Annotated in this window: 10 protein-coding genes; 4 read left to right on the forward strand and 6 right to left on the reverse strand. The window is 61.8% G+C overall.

Translation table 11 applies throughout. The features are described 5' to 3' along the window. Window positions 1–510 precede the first annotated feature (510 nt). The 3 genes from HMPREF3138_RS22060 to HMPREF3138_RS22070 are packed head-to-tail and all read right to left on the reverse strand — an operon-like array spanning window position 511 to window position 3,377. The gene (locus tag HMPREF3138_RS22060; RefSeq protein ID WP_038880140.1) at window positions 511–1,413 is read right to left on the reverse strand and encodes an alpha/beta hydrolase; all 903 of its coding nucleotides are present in this window, start codon (window positions 1,411–1,413) and stop codon (window positions 511–513) included. Beyond that, a complete protein-coding gene (locus HMPREF3138_RS22065) occupies window positions 1,400–2,296 on the reverse strand; it encodes an alpha/beta fold hydrolase (RefSeq protein ID WP_038880144.1) in 897 nt (298 codons plus the stop codon). Before HMPREF3138_RS22065 ends, HMPREF3138_RS22060 begins: the two co-directional genes overlap by 14 nt. 25 nt (window positions 2,297–2,321) lie before the next feature. After that, window positions 2,322–3,377, reverse strand: a complete 1,056-nt coding sequence (locus HMPREF3138_RS22070) for a sugar phosphate isomerase/epimerase family protein (RefSeq protein ID WP_038880147.1) — start codon at window positions 3,375–3,377, stop codon at window positions 2,322–2,324. A gap of 140 nt (window positions 3,378–3,517) precedes the next feature. Between HMPREF3138_RS22070 and HMPREF3138_RS22075 the strand changes: the two genes are divergently transcribed. Further along, window positions 3,518–4,108, forward strand: coding sequence for a TetR/AcrR family transcriptional regulator (locus HMPREF3138_RS22075; protein ID WP_038880150.1), 591 nt, complete (start codon window positions 3,518–3,520; stop codon window positions 4,106–4,108). A 42-nt stretch (window positions 4,109–4,150) separates the two neighbouring features. Here the strand turns inward: HMPREF3138_RS22075 and HMPREF3138_RS22080 are convergent, their stop codons facing one another. Continuing rightward, the gene (locus HMPREF3138_RS22080) at window positions 4,151–5,056 is read right to left on the reverse strand and encodes a LysR family transcriptional regulator (RefSeq protein ID WP_038880153.1); all 906 of its coding nucleotides are present in this window, start codon (window positions 5,054–5,056) and stop codon (window positions 4,151–4,153) included. Window positions 5,057–5,162: 106 nt separating this feature from the next. Here HMPREF3138_RS22080 and HMPREF3138_RS22085 point away from each other — a divergent pair, with 106 nt between their 5' ends. Beyond that, a complete protein-coding gene (locus tag HMPREF3138_RS22085) occupies window positions 5,163–6,290 on the forward strand; it encodes an alpha/beta fold hydrolase (protein ID WP_080213357.1) in 1,128 nt (375 codons plus the stop codon). Here HMPREF3138_RS22085 and HMPREF3138_RS22090 read toward each other — a convergent pair. Continuing rightward, complete coding sequence (locus tag HMPREF3138_RS22090; RefSeq protein WP_038880155.1) at window positions 6,287–6,589, reverse strand: cupin domain-containing protein; 303 nt, start codon at window positions 6,587–6,589, stop codon at window positions 6,287–6,289. The two genes, HMPREF3138_RS22085 and HMPREF3138_RS22090, sit on opposite strands and share 4 nt — an antisense overlap. A 94-nt stretch (window positions 6,590–6,683) precedes the next feature. Continuing rightward, window positions 6,684–8,564 carry a potassium transporter Kup gene (locus HMPREF3138_RS22095; protein WP_038880158.1) on the reverse strand — a complete coding sequence of 627 codons (1,881 nt, stop codon included), beginning with the start codon at window positions 8,562–8,564 and terminating at the stop codon, window positions 6,684–6,686. 240 nt (window positions 8,565–8,804) lie between these two features. Here HMPREF3138_RS22095 and HMPREF3138_RS22100 point away from each other — a divergent pair, with 240 nt between their 5' ends. Next, window positions 8,805–10,544 (forward strand): ABC transporter permease, encoded by a 1,740-nt coding sequence (locus HMPREF3138_RS22100; protein ID WP_038880161.1) that lies wholly within the window; start codon window positions 8,805–8,807, stop codon window positions 10,542–10,544. A 12-nt stretch (window positions 10,545–10,556) separates the two neighbouring features. Beyond that, on the forward strand, window positions 10,557–11,020 hold a 464-nt coding region (locus tag HMPREF3138_RS27290), incomplete at its 3' end, for an ABC transporter ATP-binding protein (RefSeq protein ID WP_139156170.1).

The raw sequence follows: 11,020 nt of genomic DNA on the forward strand, positions 1-11,020 counted from the left end.
TGAGGCCGGTTGCGACAGGCGTCCCTGCCTGTGTCGCCTGAAACCGCCGTCCATGGCGGTTTCGCCTATGCATCGCGACTGCGTTCGACGCCTTCAAGGGCGCTCAACACCGCGCTCATCTCCAACGCCTCTACCAAGGGACAGGTTGCCCGGTAGCTGCCAGCTCGGGTGTTGACCTTTAGTGCGCATCACCGGCTGCCGAGCAAGACGGCGTTGTCAGGGGCAACCGGCCAGGGAAGGCCGGTTGAGGCGAGACTAACAGGGACGTTTGTCGCAGCCGACCCGCCCGACAATGCAGACGCGGCGAGGGTATCCGCGCAGCGGACAGACGGTGTTAAGCGAAGGCGCGGGTGGAGGGGCCGCGCCATCGGCCCCTCCAATTGCCGTTCGCTACGGCATCAGAGAAATGCGAGGGGTTTACGGCAATTCCCTTGCACAGAACGCCCAGAGGATGGATAAAAAATGCCAGTCAGGCTTAACTGACCAGCATTACGCAGTGCGGGGCTTTTTTTACTCGCGAGCCAGTTCGAACAGCCGCCGCGCCGCCGGGGTCAGCCCCAGCATGTGAATGCAGGCATGCACCATGCCCGGCAACCGTTCGCAGCGCACCGGCACGCCCGCCTCGCGCAGCCGCTGCGCATACTGCTCGGCCTCATCGCGCAGCGGATCATATTCGCAGCTCAGGATGGTGGCCGGCGGTAACCCGCGCAGCGTGGCGGCGTGCAGCGGCTCGGCGCCGGGATCGCGCCGCTGGGCCAGATACTGCTGCCAACAAAATACCATCGCGTCGCGCGTCAGAAAGTGCCCCTCGGCAAACTCGCGATAGCTCGTCGTCGCCATCTCGCGGCTGAGCGCCGGGTACAGCAGCAGCTGGCGCTCGATGTGCGGGCCGCCGCGATCCCGCGCCAGCAGCGCGACCGCCGCCGCCAGATTTCCCCCGGCGCTGTCGCCGCCCACCGCCAGGCGCTGCGCGTCGATCCCCAACTGCGGCGCCTGTTGCGCCACCCAGCAGAGCGCCTGATAGACATCTTCCAGCGGCTGCGGAAACGGGTATTCCGGCGCCAGACGGTAGTCGACTGACAGGATCACCCGGCCGGTGGCGTTGGCCAGCGCCTGACAGGGCCGATCGTACAGCGCCAGCGAACCGAGGCACCAGCCGCCGCCGTGGGCGAACAGCATTGCCGGCTGCGCGGCGGCGCAGTTTTCCCTCGCAGGGAGATAGGCGCGCAGCGCGATCCGATACCCATCGGCGGCGATCACCGTATATTCCCTGACGCCGCCGCTCGGTTCCGCCTCGCCCTGCAGCCGGCGTAAACCGGTTTCCGTGGCCGCGCGCATTTCCGCCAGCGATGCGGGGGGCGGCGCATCGGCCGATGCCGTCAAAAAAGCGGCAATGCGTTCATCGAGCGGCATGGGGTTCTCCTGCCAGGAACGGCGTAATCAGTGCAATAAATTCCTCATGGCACTCCTCGGTAATGAAATGCCCGCAGCCGGCGACCGTTTCGCCCCGCAAATCGTGCGCATTGCCCCGCAGCGTCGTCAGCGGCGCGTCGCCGGTGGCGTGCTCCGCCCCCACCGTCAACACCGGCATCGTCAGGGGCGTGGCGGCGCGCAGGCGGTTTTGCCGCACGGTCTCCGGGATCGCCCGGTAATAGTCGAATCCGGCGCGCAGGCCGCCCGGCGCTGAGTAAGCAGCGATATACACCTCCGCCGCCACCCGATCGCGCCGATAGGACCAGCGGTTGAAGATATAGCCAAGATACTCCCGCTCACGCCCCTGGGTCAGGGTCTCCGGCAAATCCGCCAGCTGGTTGAACATGAAATGCCACAGGAAAATGTTCTCCTCCGGCGCGACGAAAATCGGCGGCGGCGGCGCCAGGCCGGGGATCACCGCTTCCGTCAGCACCAGGCGCTCCACCGCCTGCGGGAAATCGCTCGCCATGGCGTATCCAATCCACATGCCGATGTCGTGGCCAACCAGTTGGTAACGTTCATGGCCCAATTGCGCCATCATTGCGTGCAACGCCGCACCAATGCTGCCGGTGTCGTAGCCGCCAGCGGGCTTGTCAGAATCGCCGATGCCCGGCGGATCGACGGCGATCGCCTGAAAACCAGCCGCCGCCAGCGCTTGCATCACATGGCGCCAGGTGTACCAGGTTTGCGGCCAGCCGGGGATCAGCAGCACCGGCCGCCCTTCACCGGCCACCACGCAGTGAAGGCGCCGGCCGTTGACCTGGAGATAGACGTGTTCCGCCGCGAGATCCGCCAACGGGACCTCGTTCTGTAGGTATTGCATGGGGTAACTCCCTGAAAGATTAGGCTCAGCGAATGCCAAGCAAGGCATTGATCTGCTGTGGGTTGACCGGCGCGCCGGCGAAGTCGTCGAACACTTTGTCGGTGACGTGGATAATGCGATCGCGAATGAAAGCTGCGCCTTCGCGTGCACCGTCCTGCGGGTTTTTCAGGCAACATTCCCACTCCAGCGCCGCCCAGCCCGAATAACCGTACTGCGTCAGGCGTGAAAAGATGCCGTTGAAATCGACCTGGCCGTCGCCCAGCGAGCGGAAGCGGCCGGCGCGATCGATCCAGGATTGATAGCCGCCGTAAATACCCTGCCGACCGGTCGGATTGAACTCGGCATCCTTGACGTGGAACATGCCGATAACCTCCTTATAGATATCGATAAACTCCAGATAGTTGAGCTGCTGCAGCACCATATGGCTCGGATCGAACAGCACCCGGCAGCGCGGATGATGGCCGACGCGCTCATGAAACATTTCGAATGTCACACCGTCGTGCAGATCCTCGCTCGGGTGAATTTCGTAACACAGGTTGATCCCCTGCTCGTCGCAGGCGTTAAGCACCGGCAGCCAGCGCCTGGCGAGCTCGTCGAACGCGGTATCGATCAGTCCTTCCGGACGCTGTGGGAACGGAAACAGATAGGGCCAGGCCAGCGAACCGGAAAAGGTGCCCAGCTCGCTGAGCCCGAGCCGCGCCGACGCCTTCACCGCCAACAGCATTTGCTGCCGCGCCCACTCGCCGCGCGCCTGCGGATTGCCCTGCAGCGCCGGCGGCGCGAAGCTGTCAAACAGCGCATCGTAAGCCGGGTGTACCGCCATCAGCTGGCCGAAGATATGGCTGGTCAATTCGCTGACCACCAACCCCTGTTCCGCCAACATGCCGGTCAGATCGTCGCAGTAAGTTTGGCTTTCCGCGGCGGTGGCCACGTCGAATAAACGCCGATCCCAGGCCGGGATCTGCAGCGCGCTAAAGCCGGTCTGCGCCGCCCACTCGGCGATGGCGGGCAGGCTGTTGAACGGCGCGTTCTCATCGCTGAACTGCGCGAGATGCAGGCTTGGACCTTTGAGGGTTTTCATCGTAAACTCCTATTAGTTGTCGATTGACAAACAATAGAAGCAAAGCGCGATGACCGCAAGAGAAATTTATAAAGACATTGGTATTCCCGCCGATTTAAGCGATCCTATGTCGCTGAATGGCACGTAAATTGGAGCAGCGAATGGCAGGCAGACCGCGCGAGTTCGACCGCGAACAGGCGCTCTTGAAAGCGCGAAACTTATTCTGGCGACAGGGTTACGAAGGCACCTCGATGTCGGATCTGGTGGCGGAATTGGGCATTGCTTCCGCACGCATCTACAAAGCGTTCGGCTCCAAAGAGCAGCTGTTCCGCGAGGCGATCGCCAGTTATGAAACCGAGGAAGGCGGCTTCGCCGATCGCGCCTTCGCGCAGGAAAGCGGCATTCGCCCGGCGATCCAACGTATGCTGGAAGATGCCGTGCGGCTCTACAGCCGGCCGGATCTGCCGCAGGGTTGCATGGTGGTATCCTCCGCCGCCAGCGTCAGTGCGGAAAACGACGGGCTCAAAACCTGGCTGGCTGAGCATCGGTTGCAGCGCACCCAGCAGATCGTCGAACGGCTGCGGCAGGCGGTGCAAGCCGGCGAATTGCCGGCCGACACCGACGCCGACAGTCTGGGTGACTTTTTCGCCGTCTTCCTGCACGGCCTGTCGATTCAGGCACGTGACGGTGTCACAGAAAAGCGATTGATGGCGGCGGTGAACGTGGCGCTCACCACCCTGGGCAACGCTTGATCTCTCTTTAACGCGAACGCGGCTAAGATCCTGGCGCGCTTTTTAAGTGGGGACGTATGGCTGAAGAGGAACTGCGTTTCTGACAAAATCCGCGACGTAAGGATTGGTATTTTCCGGCTTGTGGATCAGGGCAACCTGATACGGGATCTGTTCTCCACTCAGCGGGCAAAAAGAAACGTTTACCCAGCCGCTTTTTTGCATAAATTCAGGAACCAGGCTGACCCCTAATCCTGAAGCGACAAGGCCGACTATCGTTTCCATTTGTACGGCTCGCTGAACAACCTCAGGCATAAATCCTTCCTTTTCGCAGGCCTCAATAATAGAGCGATAAAGACCCGGCCCCTCCTGCTCCGGGAATAATATCCACGGCTCCTCGGCCAGGGCAGAGAGCGACAGCGCGCCGCTGGCGGCGGCAGGATGTTTATTCGGCAATGCGGCAATCAATGGGCAGCTAAAAAATCGATGGTAAGACAGCTTCTGTATTGCGTATTCAGGAACAGGTAAAACCGCAATACCGACGTCAAGCGAGTCATCCAAAAGGCTCGCAACCTGCCGCGCGGTCGTCATTTCGTTCAATTCAAGAACAACCTGCGGAAAAGAAAAGTGAAAACGAGCGATCATTTCGGGAAGTAAATGTCTGACGGCCGTGGCCACAAAACCGATACGTAACGCCCCCGTCATTCCCTGACCCGCACGTCGGGTCAGCAACATCGACCGTTCCATCTGCATAAGCGTCGTAACCGCTTCCTTCTGCAACACGTTTCCTGCAGGGGTCAGCGCCGTTATTCGATTGGTTCGCTCAAAAAGCCGGGTGCCCAAAGCCTCCTCCATTTGACGGATCGCTTTTGTCAGAGGGTGTTGGGCCATGTGCAAACGCTCGGCCGCTTTCCGGATATTCATGGTTTCTGCAACCACAAGAAATTGGCGGAGCTGACGCAGGGTGAGCATATCGCGATACCTTAAACGTATTAAGAAAGCCCCTCGATAGTATTAGACACACTAGCAAGGCTACCTGAAGATGCTTCCTGTATATATTCGCGGAGCAGAAATAACAATGAACATACTCAGATCGTTGTCACTGACTTACCGAAGCCTCAATATGTTGCTGGCCCTCCTTGTGATGTCGGCATCATCCTCACTGGCGGCATCAGAAGAAAATGAGATCCCCGCGCCGATAAATCGAACCGACAGGTACATTCTGCTTGCCGGCGCAGAGCAACTCCACGTCAGGGAGGTCAGCCTAAAAACTGAGGGTAAGATACCGCAACCGCCAGTGCTGCTGATTCACGGTGCCCGGGTTCCCGGCCTCGCCTCTTTTGATCTGCCCGTCAAAGGCGGCTCTTTGGCTGCAGCTCTGGCGTTAGCCGGCTTTCGGGTGTATATCCTCGATCTGCGGGGATATGGGTTATCAAGCCGGCCGGCCGCGATGGATAGCCCCCCTGACCAGTCGGCGCCGTTGATCCGCACGGCGGATGCCGTAACCGATATCGGTCACGCCGTGCAGGCTATTCAGACGTGGAGCGGCGCCCCTCGCGTTAATCTCCTGGGATGGGCGACGGGAGGACACTGGGCGGGAGCTTACGCGGCCCAATATCCGCAGAATGTGGAACGTCTGGTGCTCTACAACACGCTTTATGGCGGATCCGCCCATCACCCGCTGCTGGGACGGGGGTCGCCACTCGACGATCCTCAAAACTCCGGGCACTTCAACGCCGCCAAATTTGGCGGCTGGAGCCTGAACACGCGAGACAGCCTGTTTGTCGCCTGGGATAACAGCATTCCCGTGGCGGATAAAACACAGTGGCGAGATGAAACCGTTAAACGCGCTTACGCTGATGCCGCGCTGGCATCAGACAGTACCTCGCAGCGCAGAACGCCGCCCAGTTTCAGGGCGCCGACAGGCGCAATGGCTGACAGCTTTGAGCTGGCGATTGGCCGAAAACAGTGGTCCGCAACGGCCTTAACCACCGTTCCCGTGTTGGTTATTCGCTCAGGCCGGGATTTCTGGAGCCGGCCTGAAGATGTGGACGCCATCATGAAAGATGCCCCTTCAGCCGAAAAGCTGGTCATTCCTGAGGCAACCCATTTTGTCCATCTCGATAGAGATAATGCCGGCAGACAACGCTTTCTGCAGGGTGTTGTCAGATTTCTGACGCCGCCGCAGCCCAAAAACGACGCTTAATCTTCGGGCAAATCGAAAATCACCAGCGTGCCTTCGCTGCCCGGCAACACGCGGTGCGGCACGCCGGCCGCGGCCTGATACAGCTGGCCGGCCTGCACCACAATCGTTTCCCCCGCCACCTGCAGCCGCAGCTGCCCGCGGATCACCAGCAGCCCTTCGCTGTAATCATGCACTTCATCCGCAATGCTGCGCTCATCCATGCGCAGCACTTTGATATTGGCCACACCGACGCGGCCCAGCACGGTAGAACGCCAGGCCTCAGGCAGTTCGGCCGCCTGCAGGTTTAAATCGAACAGCATCGGTATCCCCTGTGGTTATCGAACATAGCAGCACTCTACGCCGACTGCGGCCGGCGTGGAAAGAATCCCGGGTTGTAGCTTATGCCCGCCAGGCCTATACCGGCACCCGGCGGCTGATCTCCACCACCTGATCGCTGGGCAGGTAATAATAATCCGTGACGTGCATGCCGTTGCGCACCATCAGCGCGAACAGGTTGCGCTGCCAGGACGGCAACCGGTCGTTCGCCTCGCGGCGCACCACGGTTTCATGGCCGAGATAGTAAGTCGCCTCGTCGAAGTTCAGGCCGCATTTTTGCGCCTCGACGTGCTGCAGCAGCTGCGGGATGTTCGGCCGCTCCATAAAGCCGTAGCTGGCCACGCCGCACCAAAACCCCGGCGCCAGTTCGCGCATCACCAGGCGTTCGGCATTCGATACCCGCGGTTCATTGACGATGGCAATGGTCAGCGCCAGCACATTGGCGTGCAGCGAGCCGTTGCGTTTGACGTGCCATTTCATTACCGGCGGCGTGCCCTGCAGGCTGCGAGTGAGAAAGACCGCGGTGCCCGGCACCCGCGGCACGGATTCACGCTGGATTTTCGCCAGGAAATCCGCGATCGGCACTGTCGTCTCGCCAAGGGTGCGCACGGCCGCCAGCACCCCGCGATGCCAGATCAGCATCACGGTATAGACCGCGGCGGCCAGCAGCAGCGGGATGTAACCGCCCTGCAACACCTTGGTCAGGTTGGCCGTCAGGAAGCTCAGATCGACCACGAAGAAACACCCCGCCACCAACAGGCTGGCGGCCAGCCCCCAGCGCCACACCTCGCGCATCGCCACGAACAGCAAGCCGGTGGTCATGATCATGGTCAACGAGACGGCGATGCCGTAGGCGGCGGCCAGATTGTCCGAGGATTTGAAGAACACCGTCAGGAACAGCGTCACCACCATCAGCAGCCAGTTGATGGCGCCGATGTAGATCTGCCCGTAGCTTTCCTCGGTGGTTTGTTTAACCCGCAGCCGCGGCAGCCACCCCAGCTGGATTGCCTGGCGGGTCATCGAAAAAGCCCCGCTGATGATCGCCTGGCTGGCGATGATCGTCGCCAGCGTAGCCAGGATCACCAGCGGGATCAGCAGCGCCGGCGGGCACAGGCGGAAGAAGATGTTCTGCGTGACGTCGGCGCCGGCCAAAATCAGCGCGGCCTGGCCGGCGTAGTTGAGCAACAGGCTGGGAAACACAATGCCGAACCAGGCCAGCCAAATCGGCCGTTTGCCGAAGTGCCCCATGTCGGCGTACAGCGCTTCGGCGCCGGTGACGCACAGAAACACGCCGCCCAGCACCAGGAAGCTGGTCAGCCCGTTCGAGAACAGGAAATGAATGCCGTACAGCGGGTTCAGCGCCAACAGCACCGCCGGATGCTGGATGATGCCCCACACGCCCAGCGCGGCGATCGACAGGAACCACAGCGCCATGATCGGCCCGAACACGCGGCCGATGCGCGCGGTGCCCAGCGGCTGAATGGCGAACAGGCTGAGCAAAATCACCACCGCCGCTGGCAGAATGTAGGGCTGCGACGCCGGCAGCACGATGTTCAGCCCCTCGAGGGCGGAGAGCACCGAGATGGCCGGCGTGATGGCGCCGTCGCCGTAGATCAACGCCGCGCCGAACAGGCCGGCGAACAGCACCAGCGGCCGGGATTTCCGCCTGCTGACCAGCAGCGACATCAGCGCCATGATGCCACCCTCGCCGCGGTTGCCGATGCGCATGGCGAACATGGCGTATTTGAGCGAGGTGACGATCACCAGCGTCCAGAAAATCAGCGACAGCAGGCCAAGGATCACCGGCGCCGACGGCGCATCGCCGGAGAGAAACAGCACGGTTTTCAGGGTGTACAACGGGCTGGTGCCGATATCGCCGAACACCACGCCCAATGCGCCCAACGCCAACGGCGCCAGGCCGGTCTTGTTCGAGGTTTCCGTATCATTGACGACAGACATCTGCTCGCTCCTTAGCCTTGCACTGTGAGTTGGAATTATTGTCACTTTATTGCCGCCGCGCCACTCGCACGGCAGCGACAAGCATAACTTAACCGTCATCTTCACGGGTTACAGTATCGCCCGTTTGCGGCACAGAAACCGCCGCCGGTGAGCAACGGTTTAGAATCGCCCGCGTCGGATGGTCTATAGTCCTTATGCGATTGTCACTTTCTTGTTTGTGCCCGCCGTGGGAGAAGTGAAATGAACGTCCGGCTCAACACCCATGTTTCTGCCCGGCGCCTGCTGCCCAATGGCTGGGACGTCATCGCCTTTCCGCTGATCATCGGCCTGATCGCCATGATGGCCATCGGCCTGCATCAAACTCTGCAACCGATCGTCACGCTGAAAACGCAGGCGATATCGCTCGATCCCGCCAACCTGCCGGAATACGCCCTGCGCACCACGCTGCGCATGCTGGTGGCGATGGTGGCCGCGCTGGCATTCTCGTTGGTCTATGGCACCCTGGCCGCCAAGAGCCGGCGCGCCGAGAAAGTGCTGGTGCCAATCCTCGATATCCTGCAGTCGGTGCCGGTACTCGGCTACATCTCTTTCACCGTCACCTTTTTCATCGCGCTGTTCCCCGGCCGGGTGCTGGGGGTCGAGCTGGCGGCGATGTTCGCCATCTTCACCAGCCAGGCGTGGAATATGACCTTCAGCTTCTACCAGTCGCTGCGCACCGTGCCGCGCGATCTGCAAGAAGTGGCACGCGGGTTTCACCTCAGCCCGTGGCAACGTTTCTGGAAGCTGGATGCGCCGTTCGCCATGCCGGGGCTGATTTGGAACATGATGATGTCGATGTCCGGCGGCTGGTTCTTTATCGTGGCGTCGGAAGCGATCACCGTCGGCAACAACACCTTTACGCTGCCGGGCATCGGCGCGTATCTCGCGCAGGCGATCCTCAGCCAGGATCTGCCCGCGATAGGTTGGGTGCTGCTCACCATGACGGTGGTGATCCTGGCCTACGATCAGCTGCTGTTCCGGCCATTGGTGGCATGGGCGGACAAATTCCGCATGGAAACCACCCGCTCGGCGAGCGCCCCCACTTCCTGGCTGTTGAACCTGATGCGCCGCACGCGCCTGATCCACCTGCTGCTGACGCCGCTGGGCGCGCTGCTGGCCAAAACCGCGCGCCTGAAACTGAGCCTGCCCGCCCGGCCGTTGCGCCGCGGCAATAGCGCCCAACGGCAGCGGCGTTCGCGCACGATCGATCGGTGTTGGAGCGCCATCGTCATCCTGCTGACGCTGGCGATCGCCTGGCGCGTCATTCTCTATGTACAGACCGGCGTGACGCTCAATGACGTGGGCCATGTGATGGTGCTGGGGCTGATCACGCTGCTGCGCGTGGCGGTGCTGATCGCCCTGTCGTCGCTGATCTGGGTGCCGCTCGGCGTGCTGATCGGCCTGCGCCCGACGCTGGCCGGGAAGATCCAGCCCATCGCCCAGTTTCTGGCCGCGTTTCCGGCCAACCTGCTGTTCCCGGTGTTCGTCATCACCATCGTCCACTTCCGGCTGAACCCCGATATCTGGCTGTCGCCGCTGATCGTGTTGGGCACCCAGTGGTACATTCTGTTCAACGTGGTGGCCGGCGCCACGGCGTTGCCCAACGACTATCGCGAGGCCGCCGCCAATTTTCACATTCGCGGTTGGCAATGGTGGCGCCAGGTGATGCTGCCGGGCATCTTCCCCTATTACATCACCGGCGCCATCACCGCGTCCGGCGGCGCCTGGAACGCCAGCATCGTGGCAGAGTTCGTGCAATGGGGAAGCACCCAGGTGAAAGCGCATGGGCTGGGTGCTTACATCGCCGAAACCACCGCCGCCGGCGATTTCCCCAAGATCATTTTGGGCATCGCCGTGATGTCACTGTTCGTTACGCTGTTCAACCGTCTGCTGTGGCGGCCGCTTTACGCCTACGCCGAATCCCGCTTCCGCATCGATTAAGGAGCCGTTCAGATGTCAGACCTTCACCCAACGCAGGCGACGCACTCGCCCGGCGAGGAAATTTTAGCGGTCAACGCGGTCAGCCATGGCTATGACAAGGCACACGGCGAGCTGCTGATCCTCGACGGGGTCAATCTGTCGCTGCGGGCGGGCGAGATCGTCGGGTTGCTGGGCCGCTCCGGCTCGGGCAAATCGACGCTGCTGCGCATCATCGCCGGTCTGGTTACCCCCACCGCCGGGACGGTGAACTACCTGGGGCAGCCGCTGAACGGCCCCGCCAAAGGCGTCGCCATGGTGTTTCAAACCTTCGCGCTGTTCCCCTGGCTGACGGTGCTGCAAAACGTTGAGGCTGGCCTCGAGGCGCTGGGCGTCGCCCCTGCCGAACGGCGCGAGCGGGCATTGGCGGCCATCGATCTTATCGGCCTGGACGGCTTCGAAAACGCCTACCCGCGCGAGCTTTCCGGCGGCATGCGCCA

It is taken from the genome of Serratia sp. HMSC15F11 (assembly GCF_001808215.1).
Lineage (GTDB): Bacteria > Pseudomonadota > Gammaproteobacteria > Enterobacterales > Enterobacteriaceae > Serratia > Serratia nevei.

Coding starts and splice junctions, on each gene's coding strand:
- HMPREF3138_RS22060 (WP_038880140.1), bottom strand. CDS start 1,413: ATGCCGCTCGATGAACGCATTGCCGCTTTTTTGACGGCATCGGCCGAT.
- HMPREF3138_RS22065 (WP_038880144.1), bottom strand. CDS start 2,296: ATGCAATACCTACAGAACGAGGTCCCGTTGGCGGATCTCGCGGCGGAA.
- HMPREF3138_RS22070 (WP_038880147.1), bottom strand. CDS start 3,377: ATGAAAACCCTCAAAGGTCCAAGCCTGCATCTCGCGCAGTTCAGCGAT.
- HMPREF3138_RS22075 (WP_038880150.1), top strand. CDS start 3,518: ATGGCAGGCAGACCGCGCGAGTTCGACCGCGAACAGGCGCTCTTGAAA.
- HMPREF3138_RS22080 (WP_038880153.1), bottom strand. CDS start 5,056: ATGCTCACCCTGCGTCAGCTCCGCCAATTTCTTGTGGTTGCAGAAACC.
- HMPREF3138_RS22085 (WP_080213357.1), top strand. CDS start 5,163: ATGAACATACTCAGATCGTTGTCACTGACTTACCGAAGCCTCAATATG.
- HMPREF3138_RS22090 (WP_038880155.1), bottom strand. CDS start 6,589: ATGCTGTTCGATTTAAACCTGCAGGCGGCCGAACTGCCTGAGGCCTGG.
- HMPREF3138_RS22095 (WP_038880158.1), bottom strand. CDS start 8,564: ATGTCTGTCGTCAATGATACGGAAACCTCGAACAAGACCGGCCTGGCG.
- HMPREF3138_RS22100 (WP_038880161.1), top strand. CDS start 8,805: ATGAACGTCCGGCTCAACACCCATGTTTCTGCCCGGCGCCTGCTGCCC.